This window comes from Nonomuraea sp. NPDC049504, from assembly GCF_040676845.1.
GTDB classification, from domain to species: domain Bacteria; phylum Actinomycetota; class Actinomycetes; order Streptosporangiales; family Streptosporangiaceae; genus Nonomuraea; species Nonomuraea salmonea.
Map to the genome: position 1 here is coordinate 51281 of NZ_JBFAPT010000004.1, position 21931 is coordinate 73211.

General features: G+C 70.8%; 25 protein-coding genes. 7 read left to right on the forward strand and 18 right to left on the reverse strand.

All coding sequences use genetic code 11. From position 1 onward, the window contains the following. The first annotated feature begins 23 nt into the window (after positions 1-23). From AB0K28_RS09270 to AB0K28_RS09280, 3 genes are all read left to right on the forward strand, one after another. The gene (locus AB0K28_RS09270; protein ID WP_345391721.1) at positions 24-755 is read left to right on the forward strand and encodes an SDR family oxidoreductase; all 732 of its coding nucleotides are present in this window, start codon (positions 24-26) and stop codon (positions 753-755) included. A 28-nt stretch (positions 756-783) separates the two neighbouring features. Next, positions 784-1086 (forward strand): hypothetical protein, encoded by a 303-nt coding sequence (locus tag AB0K28_RS09275; protein ID WP_364367126.1) that lies wholly within the window; start codon positions 784-786, stop codon positions 1084-1086. Positions 1087-1187: 101 nt separating this feature from the next. Continuing rightward, complete coding sequence (locus AB0K28_RS09280; RefSeq protein WP_364367129.1) at positions 1188-1661, forward strand: hypothetical protein; 474 nt, start codon at positions 1188-1190, stop codon at positions 1659-1661. A 4-nt stretch (positions 1662-1665) separates the two neighbouring features. Here AB0K28_RS09280 and AB0K28_RS09285 read toward each other — a convergent pair whose 3' ends face one another. The 7 genes from AB0K28_RS09285 to AB0K28_RS09315 all read right to left on the reverse strand — a co-directional run bounded on the left by AB0K28_RS09285 (position 1666) and on the right by AB0K28_RS09315 (position 5185). Then, the gene (locus tag AB0K28_RS09285; protein ID WP_364368016.1) at positions 1666-1791 is read right to left on the reverse strand and encodes an alpha/beta hydrolase; all 126 of its coding nucleotides are present in this window, start codon (positions 1789-1791) and stop codon (positions 1666-1668) included. A gap of 36 nt (positions 1792-1827) precedes the next feature. Next, positions 1828-2838: a DUF418 domain-containing protein gene (locus AB0K28_RS09290; RefSeq protein ID WP_364367132.1), complete on the reverse strand. Its 1011-nt coding sequence runs from the start codon at positions 2836-2838 to the stop codon at positions 1828-1830. Between the two features lie 213 nt (positions 2839-3051). Continuing rightward, positions 3052-3315, reverse strand: coding sequence for a hypothetical protein (locus tag AB0K28_RS09295; RefSeq protein ID WP_364367135.1), 264 nt, complete (start codon positions 3313-3315; stop codon positions 3052-3054). Positions 3316-3377: 62 nt separating this feature from the next. Continuing rightward, positions 3378-3860, reverse strand: coding sequence for a carboxymuconolactone decarboxylase family protein (locus AB0K28_RS09300; RefSeq protein ID WP_345391736.1), 483 nt, complete (start codon positions 3858-3860; stop codon positions 3378-3380). A 187-nt stretch (positions 3861-4047) separates the two neighbouring features. Next, entirely contained in the window at positions 4048-4218 is a 171-nt protein-coding gene (locus AB0K28_RS09305; RefSeq protein ID WP_364367138.1) for a hypothetical protein, read from the reverse strand. Next, positions 4215-4763, reverse strand: a complete 549-nt coding sequence (locus AB0K28_RS09310; RefSeq protein WP_364367141.1) for a GtrA family protein — start codon at positions 4761-4763, stop codon at positions 4215-4217. The genes AB0K28_RS09305 and AB0K28_RS09310 overlap by 4 nt, the downstream gene beginning before the upstream one ends. A gap of 56 nt (positions 4764-4819) precedes the next feature. Further along, complete coding sequence (locus tag AB0K28_RS09315; RefSeq protein ID WP_345391742.1) at positions 4820-5185, reverse strand: DUF4267 domain-containing protein; 366 nt, start codon at positions 5183-5185, stop codon at positions 4820-4822. A gap of 91 nt (positions 5186-5276) precedes the next feature. Between AB0K28_RS09315 and AB0K28_RS09320 the strand changes: the two genes are divergently transcribed. Continuing rightward, complete coding sequence (locus AB0K28_RS09320; protein ID WP_364367144.1) at positions 5277-5876, forward strand: TetR/AcrR family transcriptional regulator; 600 nt, start codon at positions 5277-5279, stop codon at positions 5874-5876. Positions 5877-6034: 158 nt separating this feature from the next. Then, on the forward strand, positions 6035-6433 hold the full coding sequence (locus AB0K28_RS09325; protein WP_345391748.1) for a hypothetical protein: 399 nt from the start codon (positions 6035-6037) through the stop codon (positions 6431-6433). 1 nt (position 6434) lies between these two features. On the opposite strand, the gene AB0K28_RS09330 is transcribed toward AB0K28_RS09325, so the two are convergent. Then, a complete protein-coding gene (locus AB0K28_RS09330) occupies positions 6435-7046 on the reverse strand; it encodes an NAD(P)H-binding protein (protein ID WP_345391751.1) in 612 nt (203 codons plus the stop codon). Between the two features lie 54 nt (positions 7047-7100). On the opposite strand from AB0K28_RS09330, the gene AB0K28_RS09335 reads away from it, so the two are divergent. Further along, on the forward strand, positions 7101-7457 hold the full coding sequence (locus AB0K28_RS09335) for a helix-turn-helix domain-containing protein (RefSeq protein ID WP_345391754.1): 357 nt from the start codon (positions 7101-7103) through the stop codon (positions 7455-7457). A gap of 17 nt (positions 7458-7474) precedes the next feature. Here the strand turns inward: AB0K28_RS09335 and AB0K28_RS09340 are convergent, their stop codons facing one another. The 10 genes from AB0K28_RS09340 to AB0K28_RS09385 all read right to left on the reverse strand — a co-directional run bounded on the left by AB0K28_RS09340 (position 7475) and on the right by AB0K28_RS09385 (position 20848). Next, positions 7475-9148, reverse strand: a complete 1674-nt coding sequence (locus tag AB0K28_RS09340; protein WP_364367149.1) for an ABC transporter ATP-binding protein — start codon at positions 9146-9148, stop codon at positions 7475-7477. Then, complete coding sequence (locus AB0K28_RS09345) at positions 9145-11097, reverse strand: TOMM precursor leader peptide-binding protein (RefSeq protein ID WP_364367152.1); 1953 nt, start codon at positions 11095-11097, stop codon at positions 9145-9147. The genes AB0K28_RS09340 and AB0K28_RS09345 overlap by 4 nt, the downstream gene beginning before the upstream one ends. Next, positions 11090-12835, reverse strand: coding sequence for a YcaO-like family protein (locus tag AB0K28_RS09350; RefSeq protein WP_364367155.1), 1746 nt, complete (start codon positions 12833-12835; stop codon positions 11090-11092). Before AB0K28_RS09350 ends, AB0K28_RS09345 begins: the two co-directional genes overlap by 8 nt. Then, positions 12832-14175 carry a SagB family peptide dehydrogenase gene (locus tag AB0K28_RS09355; RefSeq protein ID WP_364367158.1) on the reverse strand — a complete coding sequence of 448 codons (1344 nt, stop codon included), beginning with the start codon at positions 14173-14175 and terminating at the stop codon, positions 12832-12834. Before AB0K28_RS09355 ends, AB0K28_RS09350 begins: the two co-directional genes overlap by 4 nt. Further along, the gene (locus tag AB0K28_RS09360) at positions 14172-15032 is read right to left on the reverse strand and encodes a thiopeptide-type bacteriocin biosynthesis protein (RefSeq protein ID WP_364367161.1); all 861 of its coding nucleotides are present in this window, start codon (positions 15030-15032) and stop codon (positions 14172-14174) included. The genes AB0K28_RS09355 and AB0K28_RS09360 overlap by 4 nt, the downstream gene beginning before the upstream one ends. Beyond that, positions 15029-17599: a lantibiotic dehydratase gene (locus tag AB0K28_RS09365; protein ID WP_364367164.1), complete on the reverse strand. Its 2571-nt coding sequence runs from the start codon at positions 17597-17599 to the stop codon at positions 15029-15031. The genes AB0K28_RS09360 and AB0K28_RS09365 overlap by 4 nt, the downstream gene beginning before the upstream one ends. 71 nt (positions 17600-17670) lie before the next feature. Next, positions 17671-17901, reverse strand: a complete 231-nt coding sequence (locus AB0K28_RS09370) for a thiomuracin/GE37468 family thiazolyl RiPP peptide (protein ID WP_345391780.1) — start codon at positions 17899-17901, stop codon at positions 17671-17673. A gap of 71 nt (positions 17902-17972) precedes the next feature. Next, a complete protein-coding gene (locus AB0K28_RS09375) occupies positions 17973-18866 on the reverse strand; it encodes a hypothetical protein (RefSeq protein ID WP_364367168.1) in 894 nt (297 codons plus the stop codon). After that, complete coding sequence (locus AB0K28_RS09380) at positions 18863-19495, reverse strand: TOMM precursor leader peptide-binding protein (RefSeq protein WP_364367171.1); 633 nt, start codon at positions 19493-19495, stop codon at positions 18863-18865. The genes AB0K28_RS09375 and AB0K28_RS09380 overlap by 4 nt, the downstream gene beginning before the upstream one ends. A gap of 6 nt (positions 19496-19501) precedes the next feature. Continuing rightward, a complete protein-coding gene (locus AB0K28_RS09385; protein WP_364367174.1) occupies positions 19502-20848 on the reverse strand; it encodes a YcaO-like family protein in 1347 nt (448 codons plus the stop codon). Between the two features lie 168 nt (positions 20849-21016). Here AB0K28_RS09385 and AB0K28_RS09390 point away from each other — a divergent pair, with 168 nt between their 5' ends. Then, positions 21017-21931 (forward strand): RNA polymerase sigma-70 factor, encoded by a 915-nt coding sequence (locus AB0K28_RS09390; RefSeq protein WP_364367177.1) that lies wholly within the window; start codon positions 21017-21019, stop codon positions 21929-21931.

The following is a 21931-nucleotide window of genomic DNA, read 5'->3' on the forward strand; positions in this document are numbered from 1 at the left end:
CGCCCTCGTGGTGGGCTGAACGCATGACAGAAACCACGACTGCCCTGGTCACCGGTGCCAACAAGGGCATCGGGCGCGAGGTCGCAGCCCGGCTCGCCTCGCTCGGCATGAACGTCCTGCTGGCCTCGCGCGACCCGCGCCGCGGTGCGGCAGCCGCAGCCGACCTGGGCCCGCGGGTGTACCCGGTCACCCTGGACGTCACCGACCGCGCCGGCGTCCTGTCCGCCGCCCGCTGGATCGAGGAGCGCTTTGGCCGGCTGGACATCCTGGTCAACAACGCCGGCATCTCTGGCGACCTCGCCGCCCAGAGCCCTGCCAGTGTCGAACTGCCCGCTGTACGCGAGGTGTTCGAGACCAACGTGTTCGGCGTGATCAGCGTGACCACCACGATGCTGCCGCTGCTCGCCCGCTCCCCCGCCGCCCGGATCGTCAATGTCAGCAGTGGACTGGGCTCCCTCGCCCGGATGACCGATCCCGAGGACTACTTCACGACCCGGCCCCCGTTGGCCGCGTACGTCCCGTCCAAGACCGCACTCAACTCGCTGACCGTGCAGTACGCCAAGGAACTGCGCAGCCGCAACATCCTGGTCAACGCCGCCGATCCGGGGCCGTGTGCGACCGACCTCACCACCGCGTTCCCCGGCCTCACCCGCACCGCGGCCGACGGCGCGGCCGTGGTCGTCCGGCTCGCCACGCTGCCCGATGACGGGCCGACCGGCGGCTTCTTCGACGAGCACGGCCCGGTTCCCTGGTGAGCTGCCTGTCAGGGAACCGAGGGACCAGGTGCGGGCAAAGCTGCTCTTCGGTTCGGCGCGGGCATTGCTCGTGAGGGAGGAAGTCGTCCAGGACGACGTAGAGCTGCTCGCCGGGCCGGCGGATGCGGGGACCACGTTCTGCTTGACCAGGTGTTCGGCGAGCTCGGTCAGGCTTCAGGTGGAGAACGCGGAGATCTTCCAGTCGGCGGGGGACGTCCGGGCGATCAGGCAGATGTGCTCACGCACCTGGCTGCTGATCATCCTGGGGCAGCCTGCCGCGCAACGAACGGAAGATCAATCACCGACCAAGGCATCCGAACCAAGCCACTAGCCGCGAAAATATGCGCCTATTCGCTGAAAAGCGCGCAAATTACAGGAGATCACGCTAGCGTCCGGCAGATCATTGCAACCGCATCAGGAGTCACAAGCTTCATGCCGAACGTAGCCACCCTGACCGCCCGTCCTCGCCGTCAGCTCCGGCTCCCGCTCTTCTCCGCCGCGGTCGCCGCGTCCGTGGCGGCCGGTGTCCTCGTCGGGGGTGCTCCTGCGACGGCGCAGGCGGCCGCCCGGTCGTCCGCCGCGCAGGCCGCCTCGTTCTCGCTGGCGTACGTACGGGTCGCCGGCGCGTCCAGGATCAACCGGAACGGCGTCACGTGCTACTCCGGCCCGGTGAGCTTCGGCATCGCGCTGGAGGGGCCCAAGCCGGGAGCCAAGTTCTCGTACCGGTGGGTCGTGGACGGCAAGGTCTTCGAGAAGGGCACCCGGCGCCTGCCGTCGTACGGCAAGGGTGACTACTTCGGCACCAAGAAGCAGATCACCATGGGCCTCGGCACCGCGCACAAGGTCGTCTTCAAGCTCACCTCGCCGAAGAAGCTGTCGAAGTCGATCAAGTGGGTGATGTGCTGACCCGTCAGAGCCTGCAGCGGGCCCCTTCGGCCGGCGCCTTGAGGTCGATCAGGTAGCCGGCCACGGCCCGGCCGACGCAGGCGTTCGTGGTCAGGATCGCGCCGTACTGCTCCCCCTCGACGGTGAGCAGGCTGCCGCCGAGCGGACGGGTCGCCGATTCGCCATGCTATGAGACGGACGGCCGATGGCCCCAGGTGGCCCAGCGCCAGAGCCATTCGAGGGGGCCCTGCCGGTGGCGGCGCAGCCAAAGGGCGGAGAACAGCCACTGGGCCGCCAGGATGACGCCCGCCGTCCAGTACGCCGCCGTCAAGGACTCGCCGATCGGCAGGCCGAGGACGCGGGCGGCCGCCAGGACGAGGAGGGTGGCGCCCAGGTAATGGGTCAGCGCCATCCGGCCCAGTGGCGCGAGCACGAACCGCAGCACCGGTCGCAGCGGCGTCCTGAGCAGGGCCAGCAGGCCGCACACGTACACGCCGACGAGCAGCAGGTCGGCGAGGCTGGACATCGAGGTCAGGTACGTCGTTGTGCCCACGGCCCGCATGCTGTCCCGCACCCACAGAGCGGCGGCCAGGCCCACGGCGAAGGACAGGCCCAGCAGGATCGGCCCTCGGGTGGACCGCTCGATCCTCTCGATCACCTTGTACCGCACCAGTGCCGAGCCCAGCAGGAACAGCCCGGCGATCAGCAACGGCCCGCCCCCGCTGAGGACGAGTGCCCCCAGGATCAGCACGGCGGCGAGGCCCGCCGTGGCCCAGCGAGGCAGCCAGGTCGAGGGCAGCAGCACCAGCATGCCGACGACGGCGTAGTCGGCCAGGATCTCGCCCGGCCACAGCAGCATGTGCAGGAGGCCGATCACGAGCAGCGCCGCGAGCCGGCGCAGCAGCACCACCCGAGGACGGGCGACGCGGCCCGCGGCGGAGTCCAGCAGCAGCGCGAACCCGATGCCGAACAGCAGGGAGAAGATCGGCAGCCCGAGCCACGGGTCCCAGTCGCCCATGGGCTGCACCGCGACGGCGGAGCCGCCGGTGGCCATGAGCTGGATGTTGGCGAGCAGGATCTCGCACAACGCGAACCCGCGGAGCACGTCGAGCGCGACGATACGGGGCCGCCCTGAGGCGGGCGCGTCGTGCGGGGGACGCTGAGGAGGCGAGGCATTGGGGAGATGTTCGCGTGACATGGGGCCTCATCCTGCAAGGCCGCCCGGTGCCGGGTACCGGCCGAAAGCAGGGTCCCTGTCCCTGCTTTCGGCCACATCAAGGGTCACCGCGTCCGCGCGGTGGCCTGGCGGAACCCTCATGGGGCTGGATCATGTCCGCAGGACCGGCATGCCCGTTCCGGCCTCCAGGACCGTGCGTCCGTTCAGGGGGCGGCTGAGTACACGAGGTCGTGGTCACCGTTCCTGAGAGGCCGGCATCCAGGGATCGCCGAGCGGCGGCTTCACCGGCGTCCACCCCTGGTGACGCATGAACCGCCTGATGAGGGCGACCCCAGCGAACCAGAAGACCACGTAGACCGCGAGGCGGAGCGTCACGTACTCGGCCGTGATCTGCCCCGGGTCCTCCATGACGTCGACGGCGACGTTGACCAGCGCCGGGACGAAGACGAAACCGCTCCAGCCGAGTAACACGATGCGCCGGTCGGTGAACTGCTTCATGCGCCCTCCAGGGGCTCGGGTCACCCCCATGATCGCGTACGTCCCGGGCGCCGGGCCAGTTCTCAGACCGAGGACGGCACGGGCTCAGGGCGGTGGCCGCCCGCGGGACGGCGGGTGATGGCGTTCAGGCGGTTGACGGTGTTCATGAGGGAGACGAGGGAGACCAGGGCGGCGAGCTGGTCCTCGTCGTAGTGCTCGGCGGCCTGGGCCCAGGTCTCGTCGGTGACGCCCGGGGCGCCGTCGGCGATGCGGGTGCCCTCTTCGGCCAGGCGGAGGGCGGCACGCTCGGCCTCGGTGAAGATCGTCGCCTCCCGCCAGACGGCGACCATGTGGAGGCGTTCGGGCTTCTCGCCCGCTTGGACGGCGTTCCTGGTGTGGATGTCGACGCAGACGGCGCAACCGTTGATCTGGCTGATGCGCAGCGCCACGAGCTCCTGGGTGCTCTGAGGCAGGCCGCTCTCCTGCAGAATCTTGCCGGCGGACATGAGGTGCTTCACGAGCTTGCCGGTGGTCGGCTGGCTCATGACGTCGAGACGGGCTTCCATGATGTGCTCCTTTGTGTGGTCAGCAGTCACCTCTAAGACGAGAGCCGACCTCCCCCTGTGACACCTCCGCCACCGACCCCGAGCAACGGCCGGTTCGGTCAGCCCGTGAACGCGGCCAAGATGTCCATGGAGCCGTCCCCAGCGTCGCTGATCCTCAGGTAGACCCCTCGGCCGGCCCGTTCAGCGCTCACACCGTCGACGCAGACTCGGAGACGGCTTTGGGGAGAGGGTCCATCACGATCTGCTTGAGCTGGTCGATCTCCTGCCGCGCCTGTGTCTCGCACCATGCCGTGCAGCCGGTCGTCGTCGAGGCGACCAGGATGGCTGCCGCTGCGGTGAGAGCACAGGTCCTCGTCATGCCGCCTCGTCCTTGGGGGTCGGGGCAAGGCGGAGGTGACGGGGGTTCGTGTCTTCGTCGGGGAAGACCCACTTGCGGAACGCCCAGAAGCGGAAGATCATCGCGACCAGGGTGCCGATGAGCTGGGCGCTGGTGAAGTCGGCGATCTCCTGGGTGAGCAGGGTGACGTGGGGGGTCTCCAGGAGGAGGACGTACCTGGAGATCCACAGCGGCACCGAGCTGAGCACCAAACCGACGCCGCTGACCAGGAAGAACAGCGCCGCCTCGTGATGGCGCTCGCGACCGCCCCGCGTACGGAACGACCATTCGCGGTTGAGGACGTACGACACGATGGTGGCCACCAGCACGGCGATGACCTTGGCGGTCACCGGCTTGGGCTCCAGGACGGTCAGTTTCAGGCCGTAGAAGACCGCGTTGTCCACCAGGAACGCCGCTCCGCCCACCACCGCGAACTTCAGCATCTCGCGGTATCTCCACACCAGGCCGTGCAGGAACGTCGGCAATATGGCGAATGCGGCTCTTTCGACGCGCCCCGATCTGCTCATGAGGCAGTCATCCTAGACCCGCCGACCCGGGCTCGCGGCGGATCGGTGGACGCGGGTCAGACGGCGAACAGCAGGGCGGCGTCGAGCAGCACGAGGACCGCGGTGGCGAAATGGACGCCGAAGGCGGTGGCCTTGGTGCCGCCGTTGCGCAGCACGATGACGGTGTCGGCCAGCGGCGCCAAGGCGGCGAGCAGCATGAACCAGGCTTCGGCCCGCGCGCCGACGAAGGCCAGCAGAGCCAGGCCGATCAGCCCGTACGTGCCGTCGCGCACGCCCTTGATCGTCAGGTACGCGCGGTCGGTCGTGGCGGGCACGCCGTAACCGGTGGCGGCCGCGTACGGCTGGAACAGGAAACGGACCCCGATGAGCAGGCAGAGCGCGTTGATGAGGATGGCGAGACCGTAGGCGACAACGGTGAGCATGACGTGACTCCCAAAAAACTAGCACTGCTAGGAACAAGTACGACGCTAGCAGAGCGGCGGCAATTGTTCTAGCGGTGCTAGATTTGGTGTCATGTCGATCCAGAGCCGTAAGGAACGCGAACGCGCCCAGCGAGAAAAGCTGATCATCGCCGCCGCGCGCGAGCTGGCCGAGACCGAGGGCTGGGAGGCGGTCACCACGCGGCGGCTGGCCGAGGAGGTCGAATACAGCCAGCCCGTCCTCTACAGCCACTTCAAGGGCAAGGACGCCATCGTCACCGCCGTCGCCCTCGAAGGCATCACCGACCTGGCCGCCGAGCTGCACGCCGCCCGCACCGCCGCCCACGACCCCGCCGCCGCACTCGCCGGGCTCAGCACCGCGTACGTGGCCTTCGCCGAGCAGCGGCCCGCCCTCTACGAGGCCATGTTCAGCCGCCACGTCGACCTGCCCTTCGCCACCCCGGAGGCCCCGCCGGCGCTGAAGGAGGCGTTCGGCGAGTTCGTCGCGGCCGTACGCCCCTACGCCCACGACACCGCCCCCGAGATGCTGGCCGAGATCCTCTGGGCCGCCCTGCACGGCCAGGTCACGCTGATGCGCGGTGGCCGCATCCCCCGCGAGGTCCAGGAGCACAGGCTGGCGGTCCTCCTGGCCAGGTTCACCCAGGAGCCGGCGGGCTCCGGGCGGGCAGGATGAGGGTGCGCGCGGCCTCACCGTCCCTTCCGCCATGGTGATCGTCCGCCGGGCGCCCAACCCCCCACTTTTGTGATGTACGCCACCGGCTTCGGATGTCACGTGGCCGGCGAAGCGGGCGTCTTGTATACGAAGCGACGCCGAGCAGGCAGGAGCCAGTGATGAACGAGCAGAGCCCGACGGCCGGCGGCCGCACCTTCCTGAGGATCGCGGTCGCCGTACAGACCGTGGCCCTCTTCTTCCAGGCGATCACCGCCGGCGTGCTGCTGGCCTCGTCGCACGAATCGGAGCTGCACCACATCGGCTCGTACGTGACGTACGGCACGACCGTGCTGTACCTGCTCGCCGCCGTCCTGGCCTGGCGTCCCGGCGGCGGCGGCCCCCGCCCCATCCTGTACGCCGCCGGCTTCCTCGTCCTGGCCTCGGTGCAGGTGGCGTCGGGCATCGCGGGCCTGACCCCGCTCCACGTCCCCTTGGGCGTCCTGATGTTCGCCCTCAGCACCCTGGCCCTGGCCCGCCTGTTTCCCACCCGCAGTGCGTCCGCGGTGAGTCCGCGGTGAGTCAGGCCGCCTCGACGCCGATGTGGGTGCGGTGGTGGTGAGGAGTGTCGATCTCGTCCAGGAGAGCGACGGCCAGGTCGGTGTAGGAGATGCGGCCGGCCGGGTCGGCGGCCGTGATCGAGTAGCGGCCGGTTCGGGGGGCGGTGGGGTCGAAGTCGCCGGCCGGGCTGACGATCAGCCAGTCCAGCGCCGAGGCGCGCAACCCGGTCGCCATCGCGGCGTGGCCCAGGCAGAGGGGGCGGTACTCCGGTGGGAAGCCCGGGGCGTCCATCAGGCGGGTTCCGCCGGCGGTCCGCAGGGTGGCCGCCAGCCCCACGACGATCAGGCGAGGCACGCCTGAGCGGCTCAAGCCGTCGATGAGGGCCTTGGCGGCGGCTGGGAAGAACGTCTCGGGTGGGGTGGCGTAGGCGGTCATGATGACGGCGTCGTGGCCGGTGGTGAGGTGGGCGATGGCGCCGGGGTCGGTGACGTCGCCGGGCGCCATGTCCGCTCCTGCTACGACCGTGGCCGGGTCGCGGACGACCGCCATCACCTCGTGGCCCCGTCGCAGGGCCTCCCCCACGGCCGCCCTACCGGCCCGGCCGCCCGCGCCGAACACTGCGATTCTGCTCATGACCGGCAAGGTAGCCGGATGCATGGTTACCGCCTGGACAGTTACGGTGAGGCTGTGCGTGAGCCGCTGGATCCGGAGATGTTCGACCCGGTCTGTCCCTCCGAGGTGATGCCGATCAGGGTGGGGGACAAATGGGGCGGGATGATCATTCAGTGCCTTGAGGAAGGCCCGCGGCGGTTCTCCGAGCTGATGGTCCCGCTGCGGACCGTCACCCCCAAGGTCCTCACGAAGTCGCTGCGCGCGCTGGAGCGCGACGGCTTCGTCGTCCGTACGGAACGCGCCGGGCCGAGGCACGTCGAGTACGCCCTGACCCCGCTCGGCCGCAGCCTCCTCGACCTGCTGGACGCGGCCCGCGCCTGGGCCGAGACGCACATGGACGCGCTCCTCGACGCCCGCGAGGCGGCGCAATGATCGGCGGCCACGGCGGATCAGAGCGGAGTGAGCAGGCCGTCGGGCGCCTCCCTCACCATGCGTCCCTGATGGACCGTCACCACGCGGTCCGTGTCCCGGAGCCGCGGGAGCCGATGCGCGATGATCACCAGGGTGCGTTCCCTGCAGTAGGCGCGGAGGGCGTCGTACACCTCGTCGGAGGTGACGCCGTCGAGGGCGCTGGTGACCTCATCGACGATGAGCACCTGCCAGGGAGCAAGGAGTGCCCTGGCCACGGCCAGGCGTTGCCGCTCGCCGCCCGACAGTTGATGTCCCTCCTGACCGATGGTGGTGTCCAGGCCGTCCGGCAGCTTCGCCACCAGGCCGTCCAGGCGGACGGCGGCGAGTGCGCGGTCGATGTCCTGCTCGGTCACGTCGTCGCGGGCGAACGTCAGATTCTCCCTGATGGACGTGTCGAACAGCGTGGTGTGCTGCGGGACGATGGTGGCCACCTCCCGTAGCTCCGCGTCCCCTGCGCCGTGGACGTGCACGGTTCCGGTGGCCGGGCGCAGGAGACCGGCTGTGATCAGGCCCAAGGTGCTCTTGCCCGATCCGGTGCGGCCGCGCACGACCGTCACCGAGCCGGCGGGCAGTTCCAGGTCGATCTCGCTGAGGACGGTCCGCGCCCCATAGGAATGACCCACGCCGCGGAGGGTGACGCCGACCCCCGCCCGCGGAGGCGACGTGACGGTGCCCGCGTCGGGCGCCAGCGACACCGGCATGTCCAGATATTCGATGACGCGCTCGAACTTGGCCAGCGAGACGTGGAACCCGCCGGAGAGCTGGAGCATCGTCTGGATGGGCTCGGACAGCTGGAGTTGGAGCATCACCAGGACGATCACTGTCCCGACGCTCAGCCCCGTGACCGTGGTGCCGGCCAGCCAGTAGACCAGAGGAGGGACACAGGCGAACGACACTCCGATGATCACATAGGCGGCCGCGCCCGTCACCCGCTGCCGGATGGTGACCTCGCTCAACCGCCGGCACAGCTCGACGAACCGTTCGCGCTGCCACCGCGTACGGTGCAGCGTCCTGCCCAGGATGATCCCGCCCAGCGTGAGGTCATCAGCGGCGAAGCGGAGCATCGAGGTCACGAGCCGCTGCCGCTGCCGCGCCAGGTCCTGGCGCCTCTGGGCGAAGCGGTGATTGAGCAGCGCCAGCAGGTACGCCAGGACGAAGGAGAGCAGGGCCAGCGGCCAGCTCAGTACCAGCATCGCGATGCCGGAGGCGGCCAGGGCGGTCGCCGCGGCGAGGGACTGCTGGACGATGTTGGTGACGAACCGGTCCACCCCGTCGATGTCGCTGACCAGCCGCGCCTGAACCTCGGACGTGCTCTCCTCCGTGTAGAAGTCCAGCTCCTGCGCCTGGGCGCGCTCGTACACGCCGGCGCGCAACGTGGCGGTCACCCGCTGGCCGATGCTGTTGGTGAGCGCCACGTTGCCGACGGCCAGAGCGCTGTTCACGATCCCCACCACGACCATGAGGGCGCACAGCGTCGTCAGCGTCGCGAAGTCGCCGCGCATCAGGCCCTGGTCGATGACCCCCCTGGTCAGAAGCGGGCTGACGACCCCGAGGGGAACGGAGATCAGCACGACGACCAGCGAGGCCGCGACCCGCCATCGATGCGGCCGGAACCACGTCATCATGCGGCGGAGCACCGCGCGGGCCGTCATGGGAAGGGATGGGGGTCGGCGTTGAGGTCGCCGGGCGTGAGGTCCCGGTCGCGGTGTCCGAGCAGCCGGGGCATGGTCAGGAGCCGCGGGAGGCCGTCCATGCGCCGGTTGTCGTGCCCGAACGTCATCGACAGGGTGCCGGGAATCAGCACCTTCACGCAGGCGAAGCCGCCCGCCCGGTGCTCGGAACCGGTTTGATCGATCATGATGACGTCCAGTCCGGTGTCCAGGTAGCGTCCCACCGTCTCGGTGAGCACTTCGGTCAGATCGGCGTCGTCGAAGGCGCCGGGGATCCCCATGTCGGCGGGCTTGCGGACGCCGGATGACCGGGTCAGGAAGTCGAGCCGCCGGGCAGCGTCCGGGTGCGCGTAGAGCAGGGAGTGGTCGTCCATGTCCCTGACGAGTCCTGGATCGGCCACCATCGCCTGTGCCCGGTCCCTCTCCCGGGCATACCGGTCCGCCATCGGGGTGATGTCAGGAGCGAGTTCGGTGAGCGCGTTGGCGATGGCGCGTTCGGGGTCCGGGCTGGACCCTGCGGCGCTGATCGTCGCGGGCCGGCCGTTGTCGCTGGGATTCACCGCCATGGCCCACACGCAGGGGATCCGCTGCTCAACGCTGATGTCGTAGAGCGACACGGCGTACCCGGTCTCGGCCTCGAGCGCCGCGCGCCACAGCGGCAGGCGACGGTCGGCGGCGGCGGACACGTCGATGCGCGGGGCGGGCAACCGGCAGTACCAGGTGAGGAGGAAGGCGTCGCGTTCAGCGACCTCCATGATGGCGTGCAGGATCGCCTCCTCCAGCGATCCTCCGAGCGCGCATCCGTTGGAGATCTCGTAGACCAGCCCGTGGTCGTGGCCGGTGGAGTGCGCGTGCTGATAGTAGGCGCAGCGCTCCGGCACCAGGATCGGCGCTTGCCGGGCGAAGGAGTACCCCCACACCCAGGCGCGGGGCTCGTTCACGTCGAAGGGACGGTACGGGAATCCCGGCAGGTCGTAGCGCTCCTCGGGGTACAGGCCGAGGGTGCGCGGGTCCAGCGCGCTGTCGGCGATGTCGGCGTACGGGGCGCGCACCTCCGTCCGGCACGCGCCGGGGGCGCCGCCGTAGCGTTCGACGCCTTCCAGCAGCGCGACGAGCCGGCTGGCGGCCCGGGTGCCGGCTCGCCCGTAGCCGGCCACCTCACCGCCGGCCCGTGCCCCCACCGCCGCCGACGTGACGACCAGACCGCCCGCCGTCCACTCGGTGAGCTCGCCGACGAGCCCGGACTCCCTGTCGACGTACAGTTTCTCCAGGTCGGCCAGTTCATCGGCGACGTCCCGCGTCCGGAAGGTCCGCTCCCGATACATGGGCCGGGGTTCCAGCGTCGGCGTCGCGCGCCCGGCGCTGTCCGCCGGAGCATCACCGCACGTGGGGCAGAAGTCGTCGGGCAGGAAGGTGTGCAGGCCGACGTCCAGCGATTCCAGATTCACCAGGAAGAATGCCTCCCGGGTACGGAGCGGGCGGCCTACGGCCAGCAGTGCCGTTTCCGCTGCGACGAGTTCGGCGACCAGCAGGGCTCCCAGCGGGGTGAGCCACGACGACGGGCGCTCGCGCAGGGCGGTGCGGTGCTGTCGCAGGACGGCCCGGTGCCCGGCCGGATCGCTCCGCAGGCGGCGCCGGCGGCGTTCGGCGCAGGAGACGCATCCCGCCTGGCCGGGGGTTTCCAGCGGGCCGACGACGACGCGGTTCAGCTCGGTACGGACGCGCAGCCAGGGGACCCCGAATTCGGTGGCCGCCGCCCGCATCTCCCGGGTGCGCTCGGTGTTCCAGCCGTCGTCGGCCGCGATGAGCAGGCCGGGAGAGCCGGTGAGCTCCTCCGCGGTCGCGTACCGGCTGACGATTCGGTCGCCGCTCAGTTCCGCGGCGATCGCCTCGTGCAGCATTCCCCGCCCGACCAACGCCACTTCACGCATCTTCGATCACCACCTTGGCCAGGTACGGCATGAGCTCGGCGATGGCGGGATCACGGTCGAGGGGCGCGGTCAGCGCCACCAAGCCGCGGGCGCGCAGCCGCGACGCCACCTGTGACGCGCCGAGGCCGGGGAGCATGGGTCGGCACCGGGCGCCGCGCAACTGATCCGGGAAGGGCTCCACCGGGGTCCGTTGCGGGGATTGCAGGTGCAGCAGCACCGCTTTGAGTCCTTTCTGCAGAGCCTTCGCCGGGTTCAGCGCGGCGAAGTAGCCGACGGTGACCGTCCCGGCGCAGCAGACGACGGCCGGGACGCCCAGCGGACCGGTGACGTCGTACACGTCGGGCAGCTGATCGAGCCGGGCGAGGACATCCCGGCACCTCCGGCCCTCCGCGGGCAGGTCGGCCGTGGCGACGTCGACGCGCGGGCACGGTTCCGAGCGCGACCGCAGCTCAGCCAGAGTCAGCCGCAGGCACTGATCGGCCAGGCCCTCGCCGACGGCCTGCTCCCAGTGGGAGCCGGCCGCGAGTCCCGCGTCCGTCGTGCCGAACGCGCCGGGCACGCGCAGTGAGCGAACGGCATCCGGATCGTCGATCTCGTACGCCCACAGGTGGCCGCCCTGTTCGGTGGCCTCGCGCAGTGCGTAGGCGGCCAGAGCCTTGCGGGCGGCGTCGCCGGTCGCCGCGTCGTACCCGAACCCCACCCCGAGCACGTCCATGTCCGGTGTTCCCTTGAGCACGGCGCGGCAGACGTTCAGCGGTGTCTGCGGGCCCGCGGCCTCGGCGAGGGTGAACAGGCCCAGATGCTCGTCGTAGCAGGCAGCGATGTCACGAAGGAACGTGGCGTCGTCGACGGGCCGGCCGGCTCGCAGGTCACGCAGGCGCCGGTGGAAGCTCTGCGGCGAGCCGCCCGCCGCCGTCGCGCGCGCGGGGTGCGGCAGGCACGCGTGCCGCGTGCTCGTATACCCGTCCGGACCGATCCGGACTAAATGGTCACGTTCGGTGTCCGGCATGACGCCCGTCATCACCCGGAAAGCGGCATGGACCAGGCGGGCCGCCGCACCGGATGGTGCCGCGGCGACGTGGCCGGTCGGAGAGCCCAGCCGACGCCAGGCGTCCTCCCAGTCGGGTCCTCCCGGGGGCACGAGCCAGGTGGCGTCGCCGGTGTGCACCAGCAAGGCCAGGGGGATCCGGCGCCGCGCGCACATGCGGTTCAGCGGCAGGGCCGACGGCCCGTCGCCGGCGTAGAGCACCAGCTCGGTTCCCTCGGGCGGGCCGATGCCCTCGGGCGGCGGCGTTCCCCGGGGCGCGCTGATGTCGATCCTCGTGACGTTCTCCAGACCCGACACCCTCGCCGCTCGCGCCAGGGACTCCAGCATGGGCTCGGCACCGACGAGCGCTACACGCAGGCGCCGGTAGTCATCGAACGTGGCGACCGCAGGAGTCCGGAAGCAGCCGAGGAAGTCACCTCCGGGTGTGCGCGGCGGTTCCTCGGCGACCATCTGGACGGCGTCGCATTCCAGAAGCAGGTCGATGACCTTCCGCACCGCATCGCCACGGGCAGGCGGCAACCCGGCGGTCAGTTCGCCGACCGTGCGCTCGCCGTCGAGGAACGGGGCCAGCCGGTCGACCCATCCGGCGATCGAGGCGCCGTCGATCCGCGCGAGCCCGCGATGCGTCAGGATGTGAACGCCGTCGCCGTCCGCGGCGGCATAGGCGTCCTCACGCCAGCGCACCCTCATGGCCGCACCTCCGCGTAACGTGATCCGAGGGCGAACTCGCCCACCGCCCCCTCCTCCAACGGGTCGAGCCCCGTCGCCGCGGCGAACGCGCCACCGTCACCGTCGCCCAGGGCGCAGGGTGCCAATCCCATCGCGGTGGCCACCAGGTACATCGTCTGGTAGAGCACTCCGACGTGCTTCATGACCAGCGAGTACGCCATCGCCTGGTAGCCCGACATGACCCGTCCGAACCGGGCGGCGATCACGAGGAGCACCTGCGGTTCCTGCACGGTGGCCGCCGCCATCGCCCCGGCGCGCAGGAGCCGCCGCACCTGGGGTGTGGTCCCGGACAGCCGCTCCAGCCGGTGATCCTGAGGGTCGTAGTGATACAAACCGGGCTCAAGCCCGGAGACTTTCCGGACCACCGGGTAGATCTCCAGCTCGTGCATGGCTCCGCCGGCCGGATAGGGCCGGCTCACGTGCTGGACGCCGTCGATCCGGTAGATGCCGCGGTTGCCCGCGCAACGGTGGAGGAACTCTCCGAGGCCCGCGGCGGTCAGCGGGGCGCCGTCGTCGTGCCCGCGAATCGATCGCCGCTCCTCCAGCACCTCGGTCAGGCGAGGTTCGGCGGCGTACCGGCGGCCCGGATCAGACCGGGCCAGCTCGACGATCTCGCCCCCGAACGGCTCACGACGCGCCCCCGGCGGGGCGAACACGCCGGCCGTCCAGTCGCCCTTGCCGTACGGGACTCCAGGCAGCCGGGTGCGGCTGCGATGGTGGAACCACAGCTCATGCGGCTGCCACAGGCGCTCGGGCGGCCCGGCCGCCTCGTCGTCCTCCGGTACGGCGAGGCCGGCCGCCCAAAGGTCCTGACGGAGCCGGACAAGCGCCGGATCATCGTCGACCGGCCGGTCGGCGGCGAGCAGAACCACGGCGCGGCGCTCGTGCAGCCGGACGCGACACCAGGACAGCGGGGACTCCACGACCACCTCGCCGCCGTCCCTGCGAGCGATCGCGAACCTCGACAGGGTCAGGCGGCCGGGTGGCTCTCCCTGATGGGGCTCCTGCGACCGCTCCGGCTCAACGGTGTAGACCTTCCGGCCGGCGGCGGCCACGGTGACGTGCAACCAGCCGCCCGTCCGCAGCAGCTCCAGCTGAGTGAAGAAGCCGGGATGAGTTCGCAGCTCGCCGAGGGGGACGGACTCCTGTCCCAAGCGCCGCAGCAGCGCGTGCTGGTCTGCGGTCAGGCGACCCAGACATGTGCTGTGCGGCCAGCTGAGCAGGTGGTAAGAGCCGTCTGGAGCGAGCGTTCCCGCCACCTCCGGCCTCAGCCTGACCATTTCCTCGATCGGTGGTGTCATGCCCGATGCTCTTCCTCACGCAGTTCATGCACGGTCCATGCGGCCAGGGAGGACGCGTATCGCTCGGTCCACAGGTCGATGCCCAGGCGGTTGGCGGCGAGGTGCGCGCAGGTGGTCAGCACCGCTGCCGTCCTGTCCGGGTCCACCTGCAGCGCCTTGCGCAGTTTCGCCGTCGTCCGCGACCAACCGGCCAGACCGTCGTCGCGTGTCACCTGATCCGTGTGGTCGACCAGCCCGCGCAGGCGCCGCCCCAGCGGTAGCAGGATGTCGCGCTGCCGCGCGTAGGCCTCCGCATGCTCTTGCGACGCCGTCGGCGGTGCCGCGAGCCGGAGCCGGACGATGATGTACATCGCGACGCCGGCGGTGACGCGCTGCTCTGCGGTGATCCCCGCTTCGAGCATGGCCAGGACGATCCTGCTGGAGTCCACGAAGTGCTCTTCCACCGCCGCCATCGCGGGGCGCCCGTAGCGGTGGTACTCCCTGCGATAGGGGATGAACGCCACGGAGTCGTTCGAGGCCAGGGTGGGGGCGAACTCCGTCATCTGTTCCCCGCGGGCCAGTTCGGCGGCCGACCGCTCGTACTCGGTCTGACTGATCCGGGTCTCGGAGGGCCACGTCTGGAAGAAGCGGCGGCTTCTCTTCTCGATCAGGCGGCGGACTCCGGCGTGGTCGGATGGCTCGGCCCGTACGCGTAACCGCACGTGCGGTCCTGCCTCCCAATAGCGAAGGAAGAAGAAGTCCCGGCCGAGGCCCTCCGCGGCAAGGTCGTCCACGATCTCCCTGATCAGCCGGGTGATCAGGCTGTCCTGATCACCGTGGTAGAAGACGTGCGCGCTCACCCACTGGCCGCCGCTCATGTCAGGCGATCCCACGCCGAGACGTCCAGCATCATCTCCATGACGTGACCTCCGCCGTGGTTCTCGTGCGCCGTCACCGGATCCGGCAGTGCCTCCTCGAAGAGGACCACGTCGTGGGGGGATCGCAGGAAATCGGTGAAAACCCGCACGAGGAAGGGGTTGGCGAAATCGATGAAGAGCGGCTTATGCTCGCCGGTCCGTGCCCGGGAACGGCTCTTGAACAGGCTTTTCACGTAGCAGGTCTCCGGGATTCCGGCGATCTGCCGCCACTCGGTCAGGCGCAGCAGATAGGCGGCCTCCCGCTCGCCGGCCTTGGGCGCGGGGATGGCCGGCGGCGCTTTGTGCCGGGCGGCTCGTCGTACCGTCACGCGTCCCACTCGCGCCCGCGAGATCACCTCCCTGCCGCGCGTTCCGGACCGGTGCCCGCGGGGCGCGAGGGCGGCGATCGGCTGGGGAGCGTCCTCGCCGAACCCTTTCACGAGTAGCTGGGCCGCACGTGGCAGGGTCCAAGGTGCGCTCATGCCGAGATGTAGCGGTCTGATCTCCCGATCGAGGCCACTCGCACGCAACCGCAGGAGGCCGCGGGCATGGTCGCGCTCCACCCACAGATCCCGCAGATCGATCCCGCGGATGCCCGGTCGCGCGTCACCGTGCCACGGGTAGACGATCTCGTACGGCACACAGGGCTCCCGGACGTTCAGCGAGGTGCCGAGAGAGCCGCCGAGCCCCGCGAACAACGGAAAGTCGCCGGGGATCACCCATGGCTCCGCACGACGTCCCGCCAGGCCGTCCACGCGGCGGTGCCCCTTGCCGTATCCGATGAAGACGTTGTTGACCACGAACTCGGGCCCCGCCTGCTCCAGCAGCGGCTGGCCGTACACCTCGAGCGAGTGCAGTTCGTCCACCCACGGGGGGAAACCGGCCACCGCGTCGGCGAGCCGCTGGGGATCGATGTCGACGGTCTCGTGACCGGCCTGCTCACCCCAGAGCACGCGGGCGGCGTCATCCCGTAGGGCGTGGAGCTCATCGGCGCGTGCCGACCCGCTCTCCCGCCGCTCCGACGGCGAGTGCCACAGGCGGCCGATCGTCCTGCCCTCGGGGGAGCCGCCGGCCACCTCCTGCATGACCTCGTGGTAGAAGTCCAGGTAACGCATCCGCTGATCGGCGGACGGCCGCCGGGTCCACCACGCGTCCAGAGCGATCTTCAACTCCAGGCTGGGGCTGAACACCGCCAGCCACCGGCGGAGGACCTGCAGATCGTCCATGACGGGCCGCCAGGCGCTGCGCCCGAAAGCCGCCAGCGGGCTCTCGGCCACGGCGGTGTCGAAGGTGGCCTGGCCTCCGGCCGACGCGACGGGCTGTCCCAGATGGTCCGACAGGTCGGCGAGCGCGCGGCGGACGTCGTTCAGGCGGCGTCGGTGGCCCTCGACATCGTCGATCGGCACGTCGATGCTCAGCCGATCGCTGACGGTCTGGACGAGCGCGCCCTCGTGGACGAAGTCCGCGCCGAGCGACCGCAACCAGCGCGCGGTCTCCCCCGGCGTGGTGACCTGCCCGCCGGGTTGGGGCGCGACCTGCAGCAGGCCGATCTCGACGAGGTGATCGAGGAAGGCGTCGACCTGAGCAGGATCGGCCTTGCCTCGCTCCGCCAGCCGTCCGGCGAGGTCTCCGAGCGTTCCGGCAGCGGTACCGGCAGCGGTACCGGCAAGCAAGTCCAGGCAGGCATGGATCGCCGGCGTGCCATTGATCGTGATCATCGGCTCCTCGGGCGGGTGGCCGAGGAAGCGCAGCCGGTCACGGTCGACGACCACGCTCGGATTGACCCGGACGAACAGAGCGCGCCGGGTGCGATCGCTCGCCACCAGGGCCGCGTGCAGGTCCGACCGGGTCACGTGCCCCAGCTGCAGCACGCCGCGCGCGCCACGCACCCCATCGGCGAGCCGACGGACCGCGATATCGTCCTCGCTCCACGTGCCGCGCCCGGTCACCATGAACGTGCTGAAAGGGCTGGTCTTGGCCGCGGCGCGGGTCAGATACTTGGCCAGGGCCGCCGCCAGCCGGTGCGGAGCGCCACGATGCGGGTCGGCCAGCCACTTGTCCAGGTCGTCCGAGAGGGCGGCACTGGCCTGCAGGAGCCCGCGCCGGAAGGCGGGGGCCGAGGCCATCTCGCGCAACCGGGCGGCGCGGGCGTCGGTCTCGGATCTCACCAGTTCGTCCAGGTCGTGCTCACCCGCGCGTAGCCGCGCGTGCAGCGCCAGCCACTGCTCCACCCTGTCGGCGAGGTCCTGTGCCAGCGCCTTTCGCGTGTCCGGGCTCCACTCGCGCGCGGTGGGCGCCCGCCCCTGGTAGAGGGCGCGGCGCAGGCCGACCATGAACGGCTTGACGGGATCGTCGGCCAGGCTTGCGATCACGCCGTACAGGTCGTCGCTCAGAGCCTCGCTCTCGGTCCTCAGCCTGCGCCGCAGTTGGAGCTGTCGCTCCACCGCCTGCCATGCCTCGTGGAAACGCAGCTCGCGTAGCACCTCCGACGGCATGCCGGCCAGCCGGATCAACGGGGGAACATCCACCTCAACCTCATTCGATGAGCACCAGGACGTGGCCGGTGGGCCGCCGCGCGGGGGGCGGCCCACGAGCCGGACTACTCCTCGTCCTCGTCGATGCCGGGCGCCACCGGGAGCGGGTCATCGGTGCAGGAGCCGCAGCCCCCCGTACCGGAGCAGGGGTAGCAGCGGGTGGACAGGCAGGAGGCGACCACGTCCAGGCCACGGCCCAAGGTCAGGGTCTCCACCTCCAACCCGCTGACGGTGAGGTCGAAGACGTCCATCGAAAGGTCCTGAACGTCGAAATCCAGCATTTCTGTGGTCGGCATGGAAGCCCCTTTCACCTAGCGGAGTTGGCGTCAACGCTAGGAGGAGCCGGTATGTCCGAGGTATGCCGACGTTATGCCAGGTGACCGCAGCGTTCGCAGTCCCCCCGGCGTGCGACGACGTCCTGGTGCGACGACCACGCGCGCAGGTCGAAGGTGGTGATCGTGCCCGGCGGGAGCGGTGTGCCGATCCGGGCGCGCTGATGGAGGATCTCGCCCGCGACGAGCGCCCAGGCCAGGTCCGCCGCCTCCGACGGATCCGGGCCGGACCCGCCGGCCGGCGGAACGTGAGCGGCACTGCGGACGCAGGCCAGGCAAGGGGTGAGCCGCCGGTCGAAGCGGCACAGTCGCAGGGTTCCTCCGGCGTACCAGGCCCACGTCCACGTCAGGCCATGCTCGAAGCAGGCCACGTCGAACCGTTCGAGCAGGTCGCGCTCCGTCTCACCCGCCGGCACGACGACGTACGACTGCGCCGCCGGCACGCTGCCGGGCGCCACCAGCGTGACCCGGTCCCCCGACGCCGCCAGCAAGTCGGCGACCCGCGCGGCGGGCGGCCCCGTGTCCACGATGAAGGCGGGTGAGGCATGCATCGCCCGATAGGCCGCCGCCACGTTGGGCCAGGCCGGGTCGGCACCGAGCATCCTGCCCAGGGCCTGCGCGGCACCCGCGGGCACGCCCGGGGGCGGCTCCGGATCGTCGTCGCCCTCCTGCAGGTGACCCGTGGAGTGGAGGAGGCGAAGGGCGGCGGTGACCGCCTGCTCCGTACCTGCTCCGAGATCGCGGGCGAGGTCGGCGTGGGTCCGGCTGCCGTCGAGCAATGGCAGGAGGCGTGGCAGGAATGTACGCGCCGCCTTCCCGTCGAAGGACCTCGGCTGCGCCGTGCCCTCCAGGACGAGACCCCGCTCGTACGGCACGGCGCACAGCCCGGGATGGAGCTTCGGCTTTCGAGGCAGGTCGGAGGACGTCACTCGGTCTCCAACTCTTCCACGATGCCTCGCAGGCGGACGATGCTGCGAAGCTGCGGCGCTTCCGCCGCCTCGGGCGCGCAGACCGCGCAGCCGTGGACCGGCACGAGCCTGCTCACCAGCGGTGTGTTCGACAGCAGATCGAGGTGGCGTACGCGGGTCGTGTCCGCCGGGTCGGCCTGAGCGGCCAGCGCGGCCAGCGCGGCGGCCAGTGCCGGCCAGTGCGCCAGATACCCGCGGTCGGCGACCTCCGGATGCCGGCGGTGATGCTCCTCCACCGCTTCCTGAGCCGATACGTTGGCCGCGTGCTGCCGCACCCTGTTGCGGTAACAGGTGGAACAACCCCGAGAGCCGGCCCGCGACACCGGGCCGACACGCAGGCGCGGATGGTCGAGGACGACGGGGAGGAAGGCGAAGTCCCGCAGGTGCGCGGCCCGCGACAGCTCCAGCTCCACGGCGGGTGCGGGCACCGAGGCGGCCAGCACCACAATCGCGGTCGCAGGCGGGAGGTCGATCTCCCGCCCGGCCGGAGGCGCGTCGGCGAGGCGGGTGGCCGGTCCCGAGAGCAGCCGGGCGGCAGCGGCGCCGAAGGCACCGACGGTGACGATGAGATCGGGCGGTCGCATGATCATCGGCCCTCACACGAACGGCTGGGGCCACGGATTGAGGTCGGCTTCGGCGTGGGCGGGGTAGCCCATGGCGACGGGCGCCTCGTACAGTCGCGGCGTCCCGCGGTACTGAGCGGCGCCGACGAAGGACAGCGGCATCAGCCGCGGCACGATGACGCGGACCACCGACATCCCGATGTCCCGTGCCTCGTCGCAGGTGAGGTCCACCGCGAACGCCTCCATTCCGTGATCCCGCAGCCGCTGGAGTATCCATCGCAGGGCCGGCCGCCCCTCTGCCACCTCGGTCGCGGGCAGCTCGGACAGGCTGCGCCGGTGCGGCGAGTCGAGCAGGAAGTCGAAGGCGTGCGCCCGTTCGGGGGCGGCCATGTACGTGCCTCCGTCGAAGGGGTCGCGGAACGTCATGGGGTCCGTTCGCTCCGGCACCCGGGAACGCAGGCCGATCCGGCACGAGGCGGCCTCGCGGAACACCTTCTCCGCCGCCGCGTACGGGTCGAGATCCGTGGCGCACGTCACCAGCGTCCGCGTGGCCGGATGGTGCGGCGCGACCTCCACCAGGTAAACGGTGGGTACACCGAGGTCGGTCGTGGCGTCGAACAGGTGGGTGACGACCTGTTCCTCGCGTGCGATACGGGCGAGGAGGGCGAGTTCGTCCGACACACGGTCCAGGTCAAGACGGGGCAGCGGCAACCGCTGCAACCAGGTCAGGACGATCGCGTCGCGCTCGATCACCTCGCACAGCGCTTTGGCGAGCGCGGTGTGCACGTCGGTGTGTGCGGCGCAGCCGGTGGAGATCGGCGCCGTGAGCCGCTCACCCTCGGAGGCGTGGCGGAGGTGCAGGTAGACATAGGGGACCGGGATCCAGGCCGGCTTGGACGTCATGAGCGACAGACCGCGGACCCAGCGCATGGGCGCGAGCTTGTCCGGTTTGACCAGGGGGCAGGCCGGGTGGGCCGCCTCTGCATCGGAGATGCTCGGCACCGTGTCGAGGTCGAGTGCCTCATCGCCGAGTTCGGCCGCTGTCGCCCAGACGAACTGATCCTCGCTGTAGACGCTGCTCGAGTAGCGCTCCAAGGCCTCGGCGACGGCCAGCCAGCGCGCCTCTCGCTCGTCGACGGACGCGGCCGCACCGTCGATGGTCCCGTTCGTCGGACGCCCGCGCATCGCATCGGCCACCGCGGGCAGCACCTGCGTGGTGTCGCCCAGGGCGGCGGCATGAACCGGCAGCAACGCACCGGTCTCAGGAGTCAGCAGCCGGCTGGTCGAGCCGACGAGCCCGCCGAGAGGTGAGACCATCGCCTCCAGCGCGTCCGCCACCGGGGGTCTGGGGCGCGGGGGCCCGCCTAACGTCTCCGTCAAGGGCTTCCTCGGGTCCGATCTCCTTGGGCGCCAGGCACCGGCGCGTTCTCGGGGAGCGGTCGGCCGCCATCGGCCCGATCACTCTAGTCGAGTCAGCCGCGCGGCGTTCTGATGGTCACGAGGGGACCGGCCGTGTCACAAAAAGGCAGGCGGGGGCGTCTTGTGGGTGTGACGCAATCAGGCATCAACGAACGCGGCCCGCGCGCCGACACCGCGACCGAGGCGTTCGTCACCCATCGGAACCTGCTCTTCACGGTCGCTTACGAGCTGCTCGGCTCGGCCGCCGACGCCGAGGACGTCCTGCAGGAGACGTGGCTGCGCTGGGTGGACGTCGATCTCGCCGCCGTCCGTGACCGTCGCGCCTACCTGGTACGCATCGTCACCCGCAAGGCGCTCGACCGCCTGCGTACGCTGAGCCGGCGCCGCGAGTCGTACATCGGGCCGTGGCTTCCTGAGCCGCTGCTGACGACGCCCGACGTGGCCGAGGACGTAGAGCTGGCCGACAGCGTCTCGATGGCGATGCTGCTGGTGTTGGAGACGTTGCAGCCGGTGGAGCGGGCGGTGTTCGTGCTGCGGGAGGTGTTCGACCTGGCGTACGAGGAGATCGCCGCGGCCGTCGGCAAGAGCCAGGCCGCGGTCCGCCAGCTCGCCCACCGGGCACGTACGCACGTCGCCGCCCGCCGCCCGCGCGGCACCGGCTCCCCCGCCGAGCACCGCGCCGCCCTGCTGGCCTTCCAGCGGGCGGTCGAGACCGGCGAGCTCCAGGACCTGCTCGACATCCTCGCCCCTGACGTGGTGGCCTTGAGCGACGGCGGCGGCGTCAAGTCCGCCCTGCCGCGCCCGGTCGTGGGCGCCGACGCGGTGGCCCGCCTGCTGTCGACCGGCTGGTGGCGCACCGACGCGAAGCGAACGGTCGAACCGGTGCACATCAACGGCTCCCCCGCCCTGCTCATCCGGCTGGACGGCGAGATAGACGGCGTGCTGGCGGTACACGTGGACAACGGCCACGTCACCGGCGCCTACCACGTCAGAAACCCCGAAAAGCTCTCCCACATCAACCGCCCGACCACCGTCAGCCGCTGA